The organism is Proteus appendicitidis (genome assembly GCF_030271835.1).
GTDB classification, from domain to species: domain Bacteria; phylum Pseudomonadota; class Gammaproteobacteria; order Enterobacterales; family Enterobacteriaceae; genus Proteus; species Proteus appendicitidis.
Genome location: NZ_CP127389.1, coordinates 1,380,767 through 1,402,574 on the forward strand (window position 1 = coordinate 1,380,767; position 21,808 = coordinate 1,402,574).

The 21,808-nt window shown below is 37.6% G+C and carries 15 protein-coding genes; 14 read left to right on the top strand and 1 reads right to left on the bottom strand.

What is annotated here, in order from left to right; translation table 11 throughout:
• The first annotated feature begins 367 nt into the window (after positions 1-367).
• The 8 genes from QQS39_RS06320 (at position 368) to mqo (ending at position 9,827) form a co-directional block, all read left to right on the top strand.
• A complete protein-coding gene (locus tag QQS39_RS06320; RefSeq protein ID WP_285805574.1) occupies positions 368-2,605 on the top strand; it encodes a DNA internalization-related competence protein ComEC/Rec2 in 2,238 nt (745 codons plus the stop codon).
• A gap of 36 nt (positions 2,606-2,641) precedes the next feature.
• Positions 2,642-4,387, top strand: a complete 1,746-nt coding sequence (gene msbA / locus QQS39_RS06325; protein WP_151434705.1) for a lipid A ABC transporter ATP-binding protein/permease MsbA — start codon at positions 2,642-2,644, stop codon at positions 4,385-4,387.
• Positions 4,384-5,373 carry a tetraacyldisaccharide 4'-kinase gene (gene lpxK, locus QQS39_RS06330; RefSeq protein WP_285805575.1) on the top strand — a complete coding sequence of 330 codons (990 nt, stop codon included), beginning with the start codon at positions 4,384-4,386 and terminating at the stop codon, positions 5,371-5,373. The genes msbA and lpxK overlap by 4 nt, the downstream gene beginning before the upstream one ends.
• 514 nt (positions 5,374-5,887) lie before the next feature.
• On the top strand, positions 5,888-6,103 hold the full coding sequence (locus QQS39_RS06335; RefSeq protein WP_023581324.1) for a cold-shock protein: 216 nt from the start codon (positions 5,888-5,890) through the stop codon (positions 6,101-6,103).
• Positions 6,104-6,518: 415 nt separating this feature from the next.
• Entirely contained in the window at positions 6,519-6,698 is a 180-nt protein-coding gene (locus QQS39_RS06340) for a Trm112 family protein (RefSeq protein ID WP_004244593.1), read from the top strand.
• A 4-nt stretch (positions 6,699-6,702) separates the two neighbouring features.
• Positions 6,703-7,464 carry a 3-deoxy-manno-octulosonate cytidylyltransferase gene (gene kdsB / locus QQS39_RS06345; RefSeq protein WP_285805576.1) on the top strand — a complete coding sequence of 254 codons (762 nt, stop codon included), beginning with the start codon at positions 6,703-6,705 and terminating at the stop codon, positions 7,462-7,464.
• Between the two features lie 459 nt (positions 7,465-7,923).
• Positions 7,924-8,319, top strand: a complete 396-nt coding sequence (locus QQS39_RS06350; protein ID WP_151434707.1) for a cupin domain-containing protein — start codon at positions 7,924-7,926, stop codon at positions 8,317-8,319.
• A gap of 11 nt (positions 8,320-8,330) precedes the next feature.
• Positions 8,331-9,827 carry a malate dehydrogenase (quinone) gene (gene mqo, locus QQS39_RS06355; protein ID WP_285805577.1) on the top strand — a complete coding sequence of 499 codons (1,497 nt, stop codon included), beginning with the start codon at positions 8,331-8,333 and terminating at the stop codon, positions 9,825-9,827.
• Positions 9,828-9,998: 171 nt separating this feature from the next.
• On the opposite strand, the gene elyC is transcribed toward mqo, so the two are convergent.
• Entirely contained in the window at positions 9,999-10,832 is an 834-nt protein-coding gene (gene elyC / locus QQS39_RS06360) for an envelope biogenesis factor ElyC (protein ID WP_285805578.1), read from the bottom strand.
• A gap of 375 nt (positions 10,833-11,207) precedes the next feature.
• On the opposite strand from elyC, the gene cmoM reads away from it, so the two are divergent.
• The 6 genes from cmoM to ldtD all read left to right on the top strand — a co-directional run bounded on the left by cmoM (position 11,208) and on the right by ldtD (position 21,501).
• The gene (cmoM, locus tag QQS39_RS06365) at positions 11,208-11,981 is read left to right on the top strand and encodes a tRNA uridine 5-oxyacetic acid(34) methyltransferase CmoM (RefSeq protein WP_196570116.1); all 774 of its coding nucleotides are present in this window, start codon (positions 11,208-11,210) and stop codon (positions 11,979-11,981) included.
• 9 nt (positions 11,982-11,990) lie between these two features.
• A complete protein-coding gene (gene mukF / locus QQS39_RS06370; protein ID WP_151434711.1) occupies positions 11,991-13,313 on the top strand; it encodes a chromosome partition protein MukF in 1,323 nt (440 codons plus the stop codon).
• Positions 13,294-14,025 (top strand): chromosome partition protein MukE, encoded by a 732-nt coding sequence (gene mukE, locus QQS39_RS06375; protein ID WP_196570117.1) that lies wholly within the window; start codon positions 13,294-13,296, stop codon positions 14,023-14,025. Before mukF ends, mukE begins: the two co-directional genes overlap by 20 nt.
• Positions 14,022-18,482, top strand: a complete 4,461-nt coding sequence (gene mukB / locus QQS39_RS06380; protein ID WP_151434713.1) for a chromosome partition protein MukB — start codon at positions 14,022-14,024, stop codon at positions 18,480-18,482. Before mukE ends, mukB begins: the two co-directional genes overlap by 4 nt.
• A 225-nt stretch (positions 18,483-18,707) precedes the next feature.
• Positions 18,708-19,421, top strand: coding sequence for an acid phosphatase AphA (aphA, locus tag QQS39_RS06385; protein WP_151434714.1), 714 nt, complete (start codon positions 18,708-18,710; stop codon positions 19,419-19,421).
• A gap of 352 nt (positions 19,422-19,773) precedes the next feature.
• Positions 19,774-21,501: a L,D-transpeptidase gene (gene ldtD, locus QQS39_RS06390; RefSeq protein WP_285805579.1), complete on the top strand. Its 1,728-nt coding sequence runs from the start codon at positions 19,774-19,776 to the stop codon at positions 21,499-21,501.
• The last annotated feature ends 307 nt before the right edge of the window (positions 21,502-21,808 follow it).

Sequence of the window (21,808 nt, forward strand, 5' to 3'; positions counted from 1 at the left end):
CTTTCTTGCTCCTTCTTTACTACTGTATTCTGCTTTAGTGGTAATTTCTCTATTTAATTACCTGTATTACTTAGTTGTTTTGTTTTTTACGAGTTTCTTCGCAAAATTTATTGTATGTAACAAGAGATCTTTTTCTTTTTATAAAGCATCGCTAAAAAATGACCTAAAAGTCTTTCTTTAACTAAATGGTAATATCATGATATTTAAAGAATGATTGAAGGTAAGGATGCTGGAAATGATTTTATTAAATCGAATAATAAGTTTTTTTGAGTTAAGGGTGGTATCAATAAAACGGAAGTGCTTTCATTCAGCTTATTTTCAAAAACTCTATTTCACAAAGTTAACTTTAGACAATATTGCTTTAGCAATGATATTAGGTTGCTTACCGTTATTAGTTCAACATACACTTTTTAGCCAAACTATTTATTCTATTATTATTCTTGTTGCACTATTTCTATTATTTGTTCCTTTTTGCTCATTCCGATTTTTAGCGATATCTCTATTTTTCTGGGTTTATTCAAATATGGTTGCGTCATCGCTAATGACAAGAACGGAACAGTTTGCTGATAACATAGCAACACTTGAAACCAACGTTATGGAGTATCGTCAATTAACAGATGGTAACGTTATTATCAAAATACCTATTACGAAAAAAACGCTCTTTTCATCATCTGTTTATGCTAACGTGTATTGGCGAAATCCACCTAAAAATATAGCAGTAGGGCAATATTGGAAGTTTAAAATTCAATTCAGAGCTGTACATAGCTATTTAAATGAAGGTGGGTTTGATAGCCAAAAATATGCCGTTTCTATGAAAGAAACGTTAGCGGGTAAAGTGATGATCGCTAAGTTTATCCGAGATGATATATCACTGCGTACTCAACTTATTCAGACTATCTCCGCTTATTGGCAAGCAGCAAAAAATAAAGGTGAAATTATTGCTTTAGTTTTAGGTGATAAACGATATATCGAACCTGAGAAAAAAGATCTTTATATGAAAACAGGAGTTGCACATTTAATTGTGATATCAGGTTTACATATAGGTTTAGCTGCCTTTGCTGGTTGGGTTATTGCAAGAGGTATTCAATTTCTTTTTCCTATAAGGTGGATTAATCCACAGTTTCCATTAGTTATCGCTTGGCTATGTGGTGTTTTCTATGCTGCGTTATCAGGTTGGGGAATACCCGCTACAAGAGCTGTTATTGGATTAACCGTTTGGGTGATTTTGCATTGGGGGAGTCGATTATTTTTACCTTGGCAATGGGCGCTTTGGAGTGCCTCACTCATTCTTATTGTGGAACCTCTTTCTATACTTTCAGCCAGTTTCTGGCTTTCATTTTCTGCTGTATTCGCCATCATTTTTTGGTATTGGATGTACCCATTAAAAGCTAAATATAATTATCAAAAGCGGTGGTTTATTTTAAGATTGATACATTTACAATTTGGTTTATTAATTATTTTATTACCATTTCAATTATATTTATTTAATGGTGCTAATTTTTTTAGTTTCATCGTTAATTTATGGGCAGTTCCTGTTATTTCTTTTATTACCGTACCGTTAATAATGATTGGATTATTGACATTTTTTCTCTCATTTTTACAACCGATAATTTGGCATTGGGTTGATCTTTCTATTAATCTTGCTTTTTGGTGTGCGCCATTATTTTTACCATTTTGGCAAGATAGCGGTGCTATCCCTTTATTATTAGGGTTTTTGGGAATAGGTATTATTTTAATCCTCAAAATGTCATGGTGGCATCATCATTTTATTTGTATTGTGGCTATTGCGACTATTTTATATTGTGAATTCGCAGCTTCTTCACATTATCAATGGCGAATGTCTATGCTAGATGTTGGACATGGTTTGGCGGTTATTATTGAAAAAGAAGGGGAGGCGATTATTTATGACACCGGAATACGTTGGAGAAATGGTGGTTCAATTGCAAAAAGTGTCATTATTCCTTATCTAAAAAGCCATCGGCTTAAACCTGTTGCACTGATAATTAGTCATGATCATCTTGATCATACGGGTGGTATGAAGGATTTAATAAAAGCTTATCCTAACTTAAGCATTCGCAGTAGTTTTGACGCTCCTTCGCATTTACCTTGCTTAAGCAATAAATCATGGCAGTGGAAAGATCTTCAATTTGATGCATTATGGCCACCGAATAAATCACTCTCCCCGAAGAATAATCAATCCTGTGTGATTAATATCAGCGATGGTAAACACAATATTCTTTTGACGGGAGATATAGAAAAAGAAGCTGAAGCCTCATTAGTAAGAGTAAAAAAAGAACAACTGAAGGCAGATGTTTTACAAGTCCCTCATCATGGTAGTCAAACATCATCCACATTGATGTTTATTCAAGCAGTATCACCTAAATTTGCGCTTGTTTCTGCTGCTCGTTATAGCCCTTGGCGTTTACCTTCTGATAAAGTGCATCATCGTTATAAAAAAGAAGCTATTAACTGGCTAACAACCTCTATTAGTGGGCAAGTTTCTATCGAGTTTAATCAAGATAATATTGATGTATTTACCTATAGACGAGATATTTTACCTCGTTGGTATCATCAGTGGTTTGGTGTTTTGACGTTTCCCGAGTAGAATGTCCGGCTAATTATTAAAAGTTTGGTAATATATATGAATGATATAGATCTATCAACGTGGCAAACATTCCGCCGCCTATGGCCAATGATCCGACTTTTCAAAGCGGGTTTAATCACTGCTGCAATTGCACTAATTATCAATGCGGGTGTGGATGCATTTATGATTTCTTTATTAAAACCGCTTCTTGATGAAGGTTTTGGTAAAGCCAGCAATGACGTATTAAAATGGATGCCATTTGCCGTTATTGGACTGATAGTTCTGCGTGGTATATCTAACTTTATTTCAAGTTACTGTCTTTCTTGGGTATCAGGAAAAGTAGTAATGAATATGCGTCGCCGACTGTTTTCTCATATTATGGGTATGCCGGTGAGCTTTTTCGATCAGCAATCAACAGGGACTTTACTCTCTCGTATCACATATGATTCAGAACAAGTTGCCTCTTCATCATCAGGTGCATTAATTACTGTTGTCCGTGAAGGTGCTTATATTATCGGGCTATTCTGTTTGATGTTTTACTATAGCTGGCAATTATCTCTGATCCTCATCGTTATCGCGCCTATTGTTGCTGTTGTTATCCGTTTAGTATCGACTCGTTTTAGAACGATCAGTAAACGAATTCAAAATAGTATGGGGCAAGTGACCACTAGTGCAGAACAAATGCTAAAAGGGCATAAAGAAGTTCTGATTTTTAATGGTCAAGAAGTTGAAAATAAACGCTTTAATCATGTGAGTAATCATATTCGCCGTCAAGGTATGCGTATGGTTGTTGCGTCATCAATTTCAGATCCTATTATTCAATTGATTGCTTCTTTCGCATTAGCATTTGTTCTGTATGCAGCAAGCTTCCCTGAAATTATGGATACATTAACAGCGGGTACAATAACGGTTGTTTTCTCCTCAATGGTTGCATTAATGCGCCCATTGAAATCACTGACTAATGTGAATGCTCAATTTCAGCGTGGTATGGCTGCTTGTCAGACACTATTTGCTATCCTCGATATGGAGCAAGAAAAAGACACTGGTAAGCTTGAACTGAAAAAACCAACAGGTGATATTGAGTTTCGTAATGTCACTTTCCAATATGTCACAAAAGATACGCCAGCACTGAAAAACATGTCATTTACTATTCCAGCAGGGAAAACTGTTGCATTAGTTGGACGTTCAGGTTCAGGTAAATCTACTATCGCTAACTTGATCACACGTTTTTATGACATTAATGAAGGTGAGATATTGATTAATGGTCATGATATTCGTGAATACACATTGAAATCTTTGCGTAACCAAGTCGCACTAGTTTCTCAAAATGTTCACCTTTTTAATGAAACTGTGGCAAACAATATCGTCTATGCCTGTGAAGAACAGTATACCCGTGAAGATATTGAAAAAGCGGCGAAAATGGCTCATGCGATGGATTTTATCCAAAAAATGGATAAAGGCTTAGATACTGAAATTGGTGAAAATGGTGTGTTACTTTCAGGTGGACAACGTCAACGTATTGCAATTGCAAGAGCGTTACTGCGAGATTCACCTATTCTTATTCTTGATGAGGCAACATCAGCACTAGATACAGAATCAGAGCGTGCTATCCAGTCAGCACTTGATGAACTACAGAAGAATAGAACTTCTTTAGTGATTGCTCACCGTTTATCAACTATTGAAAAAGCGGATGAAATATTAGTTATTGAAGACGGTGAAATTATTGAACGTGGCGCACACCTTGATTTGATTGAGAAAAAAGGTATTTATGCTCAACTTCACAGGATGCAATTTGGCAAATGATTGAACGGATTTGGTCTGGTAAATCTTGGTTTTATATCCTATTGCTTCCATTCTCATGGTTGTATGGCGCGATCACACTGTTAAGGCGCTTTGCATATCAAAAAGGGTGGTTAGCATCATGGAAAGCTCCCGTTCCTGTTGTGATTGTTGGCAATTTAACCGCAGGTGGAAATGGCAAAACACCTGTTGTGATATGGCTTGTTGAGCAATTAATACAGCAGGGATTTAAACCAGGTGTTGTGTCTCGTGGTTACGGCGGGAAATCAGACCATTATCCATTACTTTTGACATCCGAAACATTACCTTCCATGGCAGGTGATGAGCCTGTATTGATTCATCATCGAACAGGTGCTCCCGTTGCAGTTGCACCTAACCGACGAGATGCCGTGAAAGCATTATTAGCTCAATATGAGCTTGATGTGATCATCACTGATGATGGTTTACAGCATTATGCATTACAGCGTAATTATGAAATTGTTGTTATTGATGGCCAACGTCGGTTTGGCAATGGCTGGTGGTTACCAGCAGGGCCTATGCGGGAGCGTGCAGGGCGCTTAAATTCAGTAGATGCAATTATCGTTAATGGTGGAGTAAGCCAAGGTGACGAAATAGGCATGGTGCTAGAGGGTGATATTGCTGTTAATCTTAAAACGGGTGAAAAGAAACCCGTTCAGCAAATTAAAAAGGCTGTTGCTATCGCTGGAATTGGTCATCCACCTCGATTTTTTAACTCTTTACATGAAAAAGGGATTGAGTTAATCACAACAAAAGCATTTAGTGATCATAGTGATTATAGCGCTCAAGAATTACAGGGCTTAACACCTTATTTAGAACCTCTTATTATGACAGAAAAGGATGCCGTTAAATGCCAGCATTTTGCGCAAGATAATTGGTGGTATTTGCCCGTTAGCGCTAAATTAAATAGTCAATCTGTGCTAAAACAAGTCAGCAATTTAATTTACGGCTCGAAAAAAACTTGTATCTGATCTGAAACAATGATATTTATAGTGGAAATCAGGATAGCGTTACATAAAAGATTACCTACCTACAGTCGTATATCGCTTTTGTCGTAGTTCAATTTAACTCGCCAATACTCTATCTACTCAAAAGCCTTGTGTGGAGAGTTTGTGGATCTTGAATGTAGGGTTAATATTTTGTGCAGTGAATAGCGTCGGCTTGTACGCACAACGAATGATAAAAAATATTTTGACTGTTGACTAATTATCTCTATACCCGGTTATCTTTTTTATCAGTGCGCAATAAATATCAACATGTCATCTTTTTGTCATGTTGATACTGTAAATATTTATTGAGCTTTATGATGCTTATTAAGCTTAGCTATCACGATTTTGAACATTTATATTGAATAATAAAATGCACTACTTAAATTAATGTGTTCAGAATTTAATTGGGGTTTTATATAAGAAGACTTAATAAAAAGTAGGATGCATTTGTATAGGAAAATAAAGCTATACAAAGAACAAAAGGAGTTTATCTATCATGACATTACAATTAAGAATGGGTCGCGTAAAATGGTTTGACAATAACAAAGGTTATGGTCTTATTGTTGCAAGAGATATTGAACAAGAAGTTTATGTCAATAAAAAAGCGATTGCCAATACAAAAAATAAAGCATTAACAGAAGGTCAAGACGTTGAGTTTTCTGTTATCAGAACAGCAGCAGGTTTAGAAGCGGCTGATGTTATCGGATTTTAAATAAGGTTCCTCCTTGTTAAAAATGTAGATAAAACGATAGTTTAACATTGAGATTAAATTATCGTTTATGCCTATTTTTAGGTAGGTAAGCAGAAATAGTTTACCACCAAGCTGAATAAGTAATATAAAAGAGTCATTTCGTTAATTAGAATGCAATAAAGATAATAAAAAGGTTAAATTATTATCAATAAAAGCCGAATGTAATTCTTTATTAATGATGTTGTAGACTCAACGATAAAAAGCCACATTAATGTGGCTTTTTTGTTGCTTATAGTAAAAGAGAAAATAATAAATTTATTAATAACTAAAATAATTTTCGAATTATCACTAAACCAGAGGTTTTGAGTATTAACGCTGATCCTTCCTTATGATATCCTTTTACCATATAAAATGATTAACCCTTGAGAGGGAAAAAATGGATCACCGCTTACTTGAAATTATTGCTTGCCCAGTTTGCCACGGCAAACTTATCTTTGATAAAGAAAATTCAGAGCTTATCTGCAAAATTGATCATTTAGCTTATCCTGTTCGTGACAACATCCCCGTTCTTCTGGAGAATGAAGCAAGAGAATTATCACTAGAAGAGGAAAAATAACTTCATGTTTACAGTCATTATCCCTGGTCGATATGCATCGACCCGTTTACCGGGTAAGCCCCTTGCGGATATTCATGGCAAACCTATGATTGTTCGTGTGATGGAACAGGCTATGCGCTCTGGTGCAAACCGCGTCATTGTTGCAACCGATAACTTAGAGGTTGTTGCAGCAGTTGAAAAAGCGGGCGGGGAAGCGTGTATGACTCGCGAAGATCACCATTCAGGTACAGAACGTTTAGCAGAAGTGATTGAAAAATATCAATTTGCAGATGATGAAATAATCGTTAACGTACAAGGTGATGAGCCTCTTATTCCACCCGCCATTATTGCCCAAGTAGCCGAAAATTTGGCAAATTGTGGTACAGGAATGGCAACATTAGCAGTGCCTATTGTTGACTCAAAAGAAGCTTTTAACCCTAACGCAGTGAAAGTTGTGATGGATGCAAAAGGTTTCGCACTTTATTTTTCTCGTGCAACCATTCCTTGGGAAAGAGACCGTTTTAATTTATCGCATGATGAAATTGGTGAGCATTATCTACGCCATATTGGTATTTATGCTTATCGTGCAGGCTTTATTCGTCGATATATTACTTGGGAACCAAGCCCATTAGAATCTATTGAAATGTTAGAGCAACTGCGTGTGCTGTGGTATGGTGAAAAAATTCATGTTGCAAAAGCATTAGAAGTTCCTGGTGTGGGTGTAGATACACAAGATGATCTTGTTGCAGCAAGAGCCGCATATCGAGCGCTTAACCAAGAATTTTAGTCTTTGAGCGACAACAAATAATATCAACGGCACTTAATTTCATTTAAGTGCCGTTTTTATTTTCTTCTTTAAGATGATTTAACTACTTAATATTATTGAGTTAATTATTGTTAAAATATTGATTATTCTCGTTTTAACAAAAAGAATTTTTTATCAGATCTGTAAAATCTTAATTTGTGCAATGGGTTAAAAAGGTTGAACAGAAAAATTAATATATTCAAGAATAACGGAAAAATATCACAAATTTTCGGTATGTTTATTGGAAGTAACATTATATTTGTTCTGCCCATGCTATTGAATACTTAATCTAATAACGACTCATATTATTTGATTACTGCTATATTTTTTAATAATAAAAACACTTAATTGTGCTGTTGATTATAGGGAATAATAATAAATATTAACTATAATAAATAATTATAGAAGCTTAGGTATCAATTATTAAAGGAGTTTGAAGAGATGATCCGTTGTATTCGTTTATGGACTGGAGAAGATGGTAATTCATTATTTGAAGAAGGAGTTATCGAATTTAAAGATAGTTCACAGGGTGATAGGGAAAGTTTGCCTATTCCCGTTTCAGAATTATCTTTTAGAGAAACAACCTCTGGTGGTTCTTATGACTGGCATCAAGATCCCGTTCCTCGCTATGTTATTACATTATCTGGCACATTAGAATTTGAAACAAAAGATGGTTCAACCTTCATTATTAAACCGGGTGATGTGTTATTAGCACAAGATAACAGTGGTACTGGTCATAAATGGCGTCTTTTAGATAATGAACCTTGGCGTCGTGCTTATGTTGTTTATAAGGAAGATGCAGGATTATGTTTTAAACCTAATAAAACAACCAATTAATCGAGATCATTATGAGTAAACCTATCAGTGAGCAGGTCGATGTTGCATTAATTGGCGCTGGTATCATGAGTGCAACGCTCGGTACATTACTTAAAGAGCTTGAGCCAAGTTTAAAAGTCGCTATGTTCGAAAGGCTAAATGATTGTGGCCAAGAGAGCTCTAATTCATGGAATAATGCAGGAACAGGTCATGCGGCTAACTGTGAGCTAAATTATACGCCATCTAATCCTGATGGAACGGTTAATATTAGCAAAGCATTAGAGGTCAATACAGAATTCGATTTATCTCGTCAATTATGGTCTTATTTAGTCACAAAAGGCAAAATTGCTGATCCTCGAGACTTTATTCATGCTTGCCCACATATGAGTTTTGTTTGGGGTGCCGATAACGTTAAATTTCTTCATCAACGTTATCGCCAAATGTCTGCTAATCACTGTTATGAAAATATGGAATACAGTGAAGATAAAAAACAAATTGAAGATTGGGCTCCATTAATAATGGAAGGACGAGAACCTAATCAACAAATTGCAGTGACTCGCGTTGCGACAGGTACTGATGTAGATTATGGTGCATTAACTCATCTATTAGTTAAGCAACTTTCCCAACAAGATAATTTTGAGCTGCATTATAAACATGATGTTATTGATGTAAAACGAAATAATTCCGGTGGTTGGGATCTCGAAATCAGAGATCTTACTACTCATAATAAATTTATTATTTCAGCTAAATATGTATTCGTTGGTGCAGGTGGACGCGCTATCGATTTATTACAAAAATCAGGTATTCCAGAAGGTAAAGGTTACGGTGGATTCCCGGTTAGTGGTATTTGGTTACGCTGTGATGAAGATAAGATAAGTACTCGTCACCACGCTAAAGTTTATGGGAAAGCTGATGTAGGCTCACCACCGATGTCTGTTCCACATCTTGATACTCGTATTATTGCGGGTAAACGTTCTCTACTCTTCGGTCCTTATGCTGGGTTTTCAAGTAAGTTTCTAAAACACGGATCTTATTTAGATTTATTTGAGTCAATTCGACCAAATAATATTGAGCCGATGCTTGATGTAGCAAAAGATAACTGGTCATTGACTGAATATTTAATTGGTCAAGTATTACAAACTTCTGCACATCAATTTGAAATGCTTAAACAATTCTATCCTCAGGCGCAACATGAAGATTGGCAGGAAGCTGTCGCTGGACAACGTGTTCAGATTATCAAACCAGAAGCTAAGTATCATGGTGTCTTAGAATTTGGTACTGAGATAATTAGCAGTGAAGATAAATCATTGTCGGTGTTATTGGGGGCGTCACCAGGGGCTTCTACGGCGGCATTTATTGCTATCAATATCATTGAATCTTGCTTTAAAGATCAGCTAGAAAGCGACGGCTGGGAAGAACGTCTTAAAACGATTATTCCAAGTTATGGTATTGATCTCAAAATAGATGCAGATGCTTGCCGTGATATTCGGGCATCAACGGCTAAAATATTAAAATTAGATACACCTTAGTTATCGTGCCTATAAAAATTAATCACATTTAGTTTAAAATCAAGAGAATATTTAGCCATAGAAAAGTACCCCAAAGTTGGTGTCCAACTTTTGGGGTGCAGTTCAAGCGTTTCTTTGTCTGCTTAAAACTCGTTTAATTTGAATAAAAATTGACCATTAAAGGTTGGCGCGCTAGTCATCTGCATTTACTTTATCTGATAGTGAATGATTATTCTCTGGGTTTTCTATAGGTTGTCCAGCCGGCTTTATTGATTGCCACATCGATCCTAAAAACTCATACCATGCACGTTCACTGTGTTGAAAATAAGTGGCAGAGGGAAAATATTTCTCCCACGGATGTAATGGTGAAGTGATAGCTAATTGGTTAGCTGGGGCAACGATAGGGTGCATGCCTCGTGCTAAAAAGAAACGTTCAGCGCGCGCTAAATGGTTGGCAGACGTTACAAGTAAAAAGGGTTTCTTACCAATTAATTTATCAACTTCATAGGCTTCTTCTTCAGTATCTTTCGGTATTGATAATGCGATAGTTTTCTCTGCCGGGACACCTAAAGATTGTGCCACCTGAGCTGCTACCTCTGCACTACTTATCGGATTAACACCTGCGCCACCTGTAAAAATCAGTGTCGAATTAGGATTGCGATAATAAAGTCTTACACCTTCAGCAACGCGAAACAGACTATTGTTAATAAGGTTAGAACTTGGCGCCCATTCTGGGTTATAAGTAAATCCACCGCCTAAAACAACAATGTAGTTCACATCTTGTTGCGAATTTTCTCGTAATTCATAACGAGCTTGATACTCTTTTTCACTTGGCATTAATAGTGTATCGGCAACAGGTTGTATGCCTAGAATGGTTAACAGAACAAGCACAACAGTGAGTAGGCCTTTCCCCGTTTTCTGCCAACGTGTAAACCAAAGTAGTGCTAATGCAAAAAAGGCGATTAATAAGAGCAAAGGCAAGGGCATCAGAAAGCCTGCAACATATTTTTTGAGCAAAAATAGCATAAATCATCCTAGATTGAGTGAAATACATGCAATTGATAGCGAAAGCTTAGTGAAAACTAGGGGAATTCCAAGACGTTGTGTCAAAATAGCTAACACAACAACGTTTCACTAAATTTTTATCAATAGAAATAAAGAACCGTTTAATTATTTATAAAACGATAAACGTTTGACCGTTAATTTTTTCATTAAGAAGCGTTATATTTATACTGCGCTTTGCGAATAGTCTGATTCATGACTTATTTCTTTAGAGAAAACAGTCAGTATCATAGAACACTGGTAAAATTACCGTCTTTATTTATGTACAGTGTCTCATATTTTTGAATTTATCAGAACGCAAAGAGCGCAAGTAGTAAGTTGTTATCATGAGGCGTTTTAATGTCAGATCGTAATTTTGACGATATTGCAGATAAATTCTCCCGCAATATCTATGGCACAACAAAGGGTAAAATACGTCAAGCGGTGATTTGGGAAGATTTACAACAATTATTGACCCTTTTACCTAACCGGAGTTTGCGTATTTTAGATGCAGGTGGCGGAGAAGGTTATTTCTCTCGCCAGCTTGCTAAATTAGGACACCAAATTATCTTATGTGATTTATCACAAGAGATGCTTAATCGCGCACAAGAGGCTGCGATTGAAGAGGGTGTTATCGAGAACATGACGTTTATTTGTTGTGCAGCTCAAGAGATTAAAGAGCATATAGATGAAGGGGTTGACTTAATTCTATTTCATGCAGTATTGGAATGGATCACGGATCAGAAAGACGCCGTAAATGTTCTTACCGATATGTTGCTACCTAATGGTATCTTATCGCTGATGTTTTACAATGCGAATGGTATTGTCATGAGAAATGCGATTTTAGGAAATTTTCATCTGGCAAATCCTGAGATCCCACGTAGAAGAAAAAAATCGCTATCACCTCAAAACCCATTGCAACCAGAAGATGTTTATCAATGGTTAGGTGAGTTTTCGATGACTATATTAGGAAAAACGGGTGTCCGTGTTTTCCATGATTATTTGCAAAGTCGCCAGTTACAAAATAAAGATTTTCCATCGTTGCTTGCATTAGAGCAACGATATTGTCGGCAAGAGCCCTATATCAGTCTGGGGCGTTACATTCATGTCATGGCACAAAAGCGTGTAAATTAAGGATGTACTATGAGTGATTTTACCCAGACCGTTCCTGAGTTAGTGTCTTGGGCGAGAAAAAATGATTTCTCAATCTCACTGCCACCAGAAAGATTAGCTTTTTTGATGGCTGTCGCTGTATTAAACAGCGAGCGCCTTGATGGCGAAATCAGTGAAGGGGAGTTAATTGATGCCTTTAGAGAAGTATGTAAAGGCTTTGAACAACCCGCAGAATCAATACAAGTTCGCGCGAATAATGCCATTAATGACATGGTAAAGCAGCGACTTTTTAACCGTTTTACCAGTGAATTGGTAGAAGGTAATGCAATATACCGTTTAACCCCATTGGGGATTGGAATTAGTGATTATTATATTCGCCAACGCGAATTTTCATCATTGCGCTTATCTATGCAACTTTCTATTGTGGCGGGAGAGCTTGATTCAGCGGCTAGCTCTGCTGAAGATGGCGGTGATGAATATCATTGGCATCGTAATGTTTTCGCGCCTTTAAAATATTCAGTAGCGGAAATTTTCGATAGCATTGATTTGTCTCAGCGAATTATGGATGAGCAGCAAAATACAGTAAAAGAAGATATTGCTGCGTTATTAAATCAAGATTGGCAAGCGGCTATTTCAAGCTGTGAACAGCTATTATCTGAAACATCCGGTACATTAAGAGAGCTGCAAGATACGCTTGAAGCAGCCGGCGACAAACTTCAAGCCAATCTCTTACGTATTCAGGAAGCAAACATGAATACGGGTCATGTTGAGCAAATAGATACACTCGTGTTTGAACTTCAAAGTAAGTTAGACCGCATTATTAGTTGGGGTCAGCAATCTATTGATTTATGGATTGGATACGATAGACATGTCCATAAATTTATTCGTACAGCGATTGATATGGATAAAAATCGTATTTTCTCTCGCCGCTTACGTCAATCTGTACAAAACTATTTCGACAGCCCATGGGCATTAACTTACGCTAATGCTGATCGGTTGTTTGATATGCGTGATGAAGAACTGGCTCTACGTGATGACGAAGTCACGGGGGAGTTACCCGAAGAGCTTGAATATCAAATGTTCAGTGAAGTGAACGAACAGATAGCACAATGGGTAGAACAAGAGCTTGCTTCTTACAAATTAGAACAACGAGCATTAGATCTCAGTTCAGTGTTAGTTGAATACCTTAATCGTTATCCGCAACAGAAACATTTCGATGTTGCACGTATTGTCATTGATCAAGCCGTACGATTAGGTATAGCGAAAGCTGAGCTAGCAGGATTACCTGCAAAATGGTCAGAAATTAACGAATATGGAGCTAAGGTGCAAGCGCATGTCATCGATACATACTGAACAATTTATGCCAGCAAAACTGGCGCAGGCATTAGCGAACTCACTTTTTCCTGAACTGGATAGCCAGTTACGTGCAGGTCGCCATATCGGTATAGACTCTCTGGATAATCATGCCTTTTTGATGGATTTTCAAGATGAGTTATCAGACTTTTATGCGCGTTATAACGTTGAATTAATTCGAGCGCCAGAAGGTTTCTTCTATTTGCGACCTCGTTCAACCACACTTATTCCACGCTCTGTCCTCTCTGAAATGGATATGCTGGTGGGGAAAATTCTTTGTTATCTTTACCTTAGCCCTGAGCGATTAGCAAATCAGGGAATATTCACCGTTCAAGAGCTGTTTGATGAATTAAGAACATTAGCAGATGAAAATAAACTTTTACGTTTAGTGAATCAACGCTCAACAGGTTCTGATCTTGATTTGCAAAAATTACAAGAAAAAATGAGAACCTCTTTAAATCGTTTACGTCGCTTGGGCATGATTTCATTTTTATTAAATGATATGCAGCGTTTCTCGATCACAGAATCTGTTTTCCGTTTTGGTGCTGATGTACGTAGTGGCGATTCTCCACTTGAGGCTCAAATGCGAATGATCCGAGATGGTGAAGCAATGGCGCTTGAAGATAGCTCAGAAACACTTAACGATGATGAAGAAAATGAAGATGAGCAATTACAATCCAGTGAAGAGGGTGCGGAGGGAGAAAATAAATGATTGAACGGGGAAAATTTCGCTCATTAACACTTATCAACTGGAATGGGTTCTTTGCTCGTACTTTTGATTTAGATGAGTTGGTGACTACGTTATCAGGTGGTAATGGTGCGGGTAAATCAACCACTATGGCTGCATTTATTACAGCTATGATCCCTGATCTTACTTTACTTCATTTCCGTAATACCACAGAAGCAGGATCGACAAGTGGATCTCGTGATAAAGGGTTATACGGGAAATTGCGTCCGGGTGTGTGTTATGCCGTTCTAGATGTGATTAACTCGCGCCACTTACGTGCTGTGGTCGGTGTTCGTTTACAGCAAATTGCAGGACGTGATAAGAAAGTTGATATCAAACCCTTTATGATCCAAGGGCTGCCAATGGCAGAAAACCCAACAGAAATTTTAACGCAAGCTGTTGCAGATCGCCAAGCCCGTGTTTTACCGCTGAATGAATTAAAAGAAAAAGTTGAAGCCATTGATGGGGTTGTTTTTAGACAATTTAACTCTATCACTGATTTCCATGCGGTGATGTTTGATTTAGGGGTTATTCCTAAACGTTTACGCTCAGCAAGTGATCGTGCCAAATTCTATCGTTTAATTGAAGCCTCATTGTATGGCGGTATTTCAAGTGCGATTACACGCTCTTTACGTGATTATTTACTACCTGAAAATAGTGGTGTAAGAAAAGCTTTCCAAGATATGGAAGGGGCATTACGTGAAAACCGAATGACGCTTGAAGCTATTCGCGTCACTCAATCTGATCGTGACTTATTTAAGCATTTAATTACAGAAGCGACATCTTATGTTGCCGCTGACTATATGCGCCATGCCAATGAACGACGTGTTCATCTTGATGAAGCTTTAACCGTGCGTCGTGAGTTATGGAGTCAGCGTAAATCCATTAATAACGAAGCGTATCGATTTGTTGAAATGGGTAAAGAGTTAGAAGAGCAACAATCGTTATCTTCAGATCTTGAAGCGGATTATCAAGCAGCAAGCGACCGACTAAACTTAGTGCAAAATGCGGTTCGCCAACAAGAAAAAATTGACCGCTATGTTGCTGATGTTGAAGAAATAACTTTTCGCTTAGAAGAACAAAGTGAAGTGGTTGAAGAAGCGACATCTAAGAAAGAAGAGCTTGAAGAACGCGTAGGAGCAGCAGAAGAAGAAGTTGATGAACTGAAAAATCAGTTAGCGGATTATCAGCAAGCATTAGATGTGCAGCAAACTCGTGCAATTCAATATCGTCAAGCTGTACAGGCTTTAGAGCGTGCTAAAGCACAATGTGGTATTGATGATTTAGATGAAACGAATGCTGAACAATGGGCTGAACGAATTCAGGCTAAAATTCAAACCATTACACATTCATTGCTTTCTATGGAGCAGAAACTCAATGTTTCTGAAGCGGCTAAAACGCAATTTGACCAAGCCTATAAGCTGGTAAGTTCAATTGTCGGTGAAGTTGAACGTCAAAATGCATGGGATGCGGCAAAAACGGCATTGCGTGAATGGTCTTCTCATCGACATCAAGCGGATAGGGTTCATCCTATTCGTATGCAGTTAGCTGAATTAGAACAGCGTTTACATCAACGAAATAACGCAGAGCGGCAACTTGAAGAGTTTAATAAATATCATGGCAAACCGATGGAGCCTGATGATTTGTTAATTCTTCAAGATGAATTAGAAGCCAAAATTGAAGAGCTTAGCGATTATGTTAATGAGTCTGGTGAACACCGCATGCAAATGCGTCAGGAGCTAGATCAACTAAAACAACAAATTGAAAAGCTGAAAAAACAAGCACCAGCATGGCTTGCGGCACAAGATGCGTTAACGCAATTATGTGAACAGACTCGTCAATCTTTTGAAACGGGTCATCAAGTAACAGAATATATGCAACAGTTACTTGAAAAAGAGCGTGAAGCAACAGTATTACGTGATGAAACGGCAACTCGCAAACAACAGATTGAAGCGCAAATTGAACGTTTAAGTCAGCCAAGTGGCGCTGAAGATGGGCGCTTAATTACGCTAGCGGAACGTTTTAATGGTGTTTTATTATCAGAAATTTATGATGATATTACGTTAGATGATGCGCCTTATTTCTCTGCATTATATGGTCCTGCACGTCATGCAATTGTTGTGCAAGACTTATCTCAAGTTCAGGAGCAATTAGAAACATTAGAAGATTGCCCTGAAGATCTCTATTTTATTGAAGGCGACCCACAATCTTTCGATGATAGTGTATTTAATGCTCAAGAGATGGATAAAGCCGTTCTTATCAAAAGTTCAGATAGACAATGGCGTTATTCTCGCTACCCTGAAATCCCACTATTTGGTCGAGCAGCGCGTGAAAATCAATTAGAAATTTTATCACGTCAGCGTGATGAGCTTGCTGAGCTTTACGCAACACAAGCTTTTGATGTACAGAAGATCCAACGTGCTCACCATGCCTTTAGTCAGTTTGTGGGACAACATATTTCTGTGGCATTTGAGGCTGATCCTGAAGAAAATATTCGTCAGTTGAATCAACGACGTAACGAGCTAGAAAGAGCTTTAGCGCAATACGAAGAGAGTACTCAGCAACAGCGTCAACATTATGCGCGGACTAAAGAATCGCTGAATCTTCTTAATAAACTTATTCCTCAAGTTAATATCTTGATGGATGAAACTCTAATTGATCGTGTTGAAGAGTTACGTGAAGAGCTGTATGCCGCTGAAGAGTCAATGCGTCACTTACAGCGCCACGAAAAAGCATTAGCAACATTAGAGCCTATCGCTTCAATTTTGCAAAGTGATCCACAAGCGCATGAACAATTAGCGCAAGATTACGAGCAAGCAAAAGCAGAGCAACAACATTATCAACAACAGGCTTTCTTGCTGGTGGAAGTGGTACAGCGCCGCCCACACTTTAGTTATAGTGACGCCGTTGAGATTGTCAGTGAAAATAGTGATCTCAATGAGAAACTACGTCACCGTTTAGAAATGGCAGAAACAGAACGTGCTACAGCAAGAGAACTTTATCGTCAGCAACAAGCACAATGCGCTCAATTTAATCAAGTACTTGCATCATTAAAAAGCTCCTTTGACACTAAATCTGAATTGCTCAGAGAACTTGAGCAAGAGATGCGTGATACCGGCGTTCATATCGATATTGGTGCAGAGACAAGAGCTAAAGAGCTGCGTGATCAACGCTATTCTGCGGTAAGTGCAAACCGCGCGCGTATTAGTCAACTTGAGCGAGATATCGCACTGAGTGAAGCTGAGCGAGATAACCTAACCAAGAAAATTCGTAAACTTGAACGTGACTACATTCAAATTCGTGAGCATGTTGTGAGTGCAAAAGCGGGTTGGTGCGCGGTTATGCGATTAGTGAAAGAAAATGGTATGGAGCGTCGCTTACATCGACGAGACTTTGCTTATCTTTCTGCTGATGAACTACGCTCAATGTCGGATAAAGCGTTAGGTGCTTTACGCCAAGCGGTTGCTGATAATGAATATTTACGTGATGCGTTACGTCGCTCAGAAGATGCAAAATACCCTGATCGTAAAGTTCAGTTCTTTATTGCGGTATACCAGCATTTAAGAGAGCGTATCCGCCAAGACATCATTAAAACGGATGATCCGGTTGATGCAATTGAACAGATGGAAATCGAACTTGCTCGTTTAACGGAAGAGTTAACAAGCCGTGAGCAAAAATTAGCGATTAGTTCACGAAGTGTCGCGAATATTATTCGTAAAACTATTCAGCGTGAGCAAAATCGTATCCGTATGTTAAACCAAGGTTTGCAAGCGGTTTCATTTGGTCAGGTGCGTGGTGTCCGACTCAATGTCAATATTCGTGAAAGTCATCAAGTATTATTGGATGTGTTATCTGAAGAAGATAACCAATATCAAGATCTATTTAAAAACCAAAATCTTACTTTCTCTGAAGCAATGGCGAAGCTTTATCAGCGTTTAAACCCTCAAGTGGATATTGGTCAACGTATGCCACAAACCGTGGGTGAAGAGCTGTTAGATTACCGTAATTACCTTGAAATGGACGTCGAAGTGAATCGTGGGCCAGAAGGTTGGTTAAAAGCAGAAAGTGGTGCTTTATCAACAGGTGAAGCGATTGGTACGGGGATGTCAATTCTGGTGATGGTGGTACAAAGCTGGGAAGAAGAATCACGACGCTTAAGAGGAAAAGATATCTCTCCTTGTCGCTTACTCTTCCTTGATGAAGCGGCGCGTTTAGATGCGAAATCTATTGCAACGCTATTTGAGCTTTGCGATCGCCTTGATATGCAGTTAATTATTGCGGCACCAGAAAATATCAGCCCAGAAAAAGGAACAACCTATAAATTAGTACGTAAAGTGTTCAATGGCACTGAACATGTACATGTTGTTGGCTTAAAAGGTTTTGGTCAACAGGCTGAAAAAGATAAAATTGCATCATCAAATGTTGCTGAAATAACAGAATAATTTTATTCGATTATCAGCCCCAAGGGGTAAGAATAAAGGCGCTACGGGCTTATGATTGTAGCGCCTTCTTTTTTTAAAGTGTTACATAGATCAAAAAATGAAAGCAAATTAACAAAAAAATGAAATTTTAAGTGGTATAACGTGCGCCATATCTCATTTAAATGTAATTATGATGTTTATTATTATTACCGTATGTGATTAATATAAAAATTTAAAGGAAAAAGAATGCGTAAAGTCACGTTAGCTTTTAGTGCAATTGCTTTAGCGTTAAGCTTAAACGGCGCAGCAATGGCAAAAGTACATCTGCCAGAAGTTGTTAGCCCAGGTGTTACTGTTGCACAACTCGCACAACAACAACCAATTCATTGGGTTTCTGTTGCTGATATTGAAAAAAGCCTTGAAGGTCAAGCACCGATGGCGGTTGGTTTTGATATTGATGACACCGTTCTATTCTCAAGCCCTGGTTTCTACCGTGGTAAACTAGAATACTCTCCAAACGATTTCAGCTACTTGAAAAACCCAGAATTCTGGGAAAAAATGAATAACGAGTGGGATAAATTCAGTATGCCTAAACAAGTCGGTATCGATCTTGTTCAGATGCACTTAAAACGTGGGGATACTGTTTATTTCATTACGGGTCGTACTCAAACTAAAACTGAGACTGTGACCAAATATGTACAAGAAGGCTTAAATATTCCTGCTGATAAAATGCAGCCTGTTATTTTTGCTGGTGACCAACCTGGCGCAAATAACAAAGTAAGCTGGATGCGTGATCACAAACTGAAAATTTACTACGGTGATGCTGATGCTGATATCGCAGCAGCAGATGAACTGAATATCCGTGGTATTCGTATTCTGCGTGCTGCTAACTCTTCTTACCAACCACTGCCAAAAGCAGGTCAGTTTGGTGAAGAAGTGGTTATCAATTCAGAGTATTAATCTTTACGCTTTGTTTACCTTTATTTGTAAGGCGTAGGAAACTGCGCCTTTTTCTATTTTAAAATACCTTCCATTTAAATAATCTTATTTATCCATTCATAATTCTTTATTATTTCCTAAATGCTTATTTTCAGTATGTCTGCTTTTGTTCTTTTATTGTGCTTTTAACTTAAATTATATATTTGAATATAAAAATAGCTAAATAGTCTTTTTTTGATTAAATAAAATTAAATTTCTATCAAGGGCTTACAAAACTTTAAAAATATTAGTTTATTCCTATAAAACTCTTTGCCTAGCTCATCTAATATTCTAGGATACCAAAATAATAATAAGGGATGAGGGTAGAGGATTTATGACGTATCAACCAATTAAAAGAGCAATCGCATATTCAGTTGTTATAGGTACACTCCTTTCTAGTCATTATGCAATAGCCACAGAAACAGAGTCGGTGACTTTATCTGCACCCGAAACAGAAAACACGACGTTAGTTCCTGTGAATAATGAAATTATGCCAGCACCTGCAACTGTGGTTATGAAAGCCCCACCATTGACTGAGTTAGCAGTAAGAACAAAACTACAGTCATGGAGCCAGCCGGGATATAAACCGTTATATTTAAACCAGCTAGTAAAAGTTTACCAAGCAAATGACTTAGCATTAATCTGGCAAGATGAAAAAATAGTCCAGCAATTACAGCAACAAATTGCTGAAGTGGCGATGTCGGGAACCCAACCTCAGTTTGGGCAATGGCTAATACAATTAGATGCGCCTGAATTAACAAAAGAAGCGCGTGATCTTATTTTATCAGATGCTTTTTTAGGCTATATCAGTTTTGTTGAGCAAGTAAATAAATCAGGCATATCTTTACTGTATCGTGATGTGACTCAAACATTACCATCACCAACTGATAAATCAGTCGTGGAATTACAGCAAAATATTCAAAATAACACTTTAGGTAGCTTTATTATTTCTTATGCACCGTCTCATCCTTATTACGCCTTAATGAAAGAGGAAGTACGAAAGCAGTTACATGATTCAGTTGTTTGGCCTGAAATGAAAGGAACGACATCATTAAAGCCAAATCAATCATCACAAGAAGTTATACCGCTGAGACAAATTTTACGTAATTTAAAATTAATTCCTGAGTTGGCAGCAAACGAGCAGGAAATTGCGACAACGGTTTATGATCCGTCTTTAGTTGCGGCTGTTAAATTATTTCAAACTGCCCATGGATTGGAGCCAGATGGTGTTATTGGGCGACAAACGCGAGTGTGGTTAAATATAACGCCAGCACAGCGTGCTAGCATTATGGCATTAAATATTCAACGTCTTCGCCTAACGCCTGCTGTTGGTAACACTGGAATTTGGGTTAATATTCCTGATTTCTCACTCTACTTTTATGCCAATAACGAGCTTATTCTCGACTCAAAAGTTATTGTTGGTCGCCCTGATAGAAAAACACCGATTATGAGTAGTGCGCTAAATAATGTCGTGGTTAATCCACCTTGGAATGTGCCAATAAGCATGACTCGTAAAGATATTGTACCTAGAGGTAAAGCAGATCCTAGTTACTTTAGTCGTAAGGGATATACCATTTATTCAGGGTGGGGGAATGATGCTTATCCTATTAACCCTTACGATATTGATTGGCAAAATATGAGTGCTAATAACTTCCCTTACCGAATTTGGCAGGCTCCTGGACCAACAAACTCATTAGGTCGTTATAAGTTTAATATGCCAAATTCAGATGCGATATATCTGCATGACACACCAAATCATTCACTGTTTGCAAAAAATATGAGGGCAATCAGCTCAGGGTGTATTCGTGTTAATAAGGCCTCTGAACTTGCTTCAATTTTATTGGGTGATGCTGGATGGAAACAAGATAGAATTGATGCGGCACTAAAACGTGGTTCAACACAATATGCGCCAATTCCTGAACGGATTCCGGTTTATTTATATTATCAAACAGCATGGGTGGCTCCGGAAAATGCACCTCAATATCGTGCAGATATTTATGGTTATGACAAAATAACGATCAATTCACAACCTTATTTAGAGAATATTAAGAAATACTTTTAATATAAATAAATATAAATTGAATAAAGGGTGGCTCAATCGGCTGCCCTTTATTTTATATAAATCAATAAGATGATGAGGCTTTATTCTGATTATTTATAAGATGGTTAAAAATATAATAAATTATAAAATATTTTTAAAATTTCTATTAAAAATAGAATGATAAAAATAGAATTTAGTATAAATAACTAAACTTATAAAATTACTAATGGCATTAAATTGGAAGGAAGTGTTATTTACAATACTATACAAACTATAAGAAACAATTCGAGAAAAATATTGTCATAATAAAGGTTCTTCCTTCTGAAAT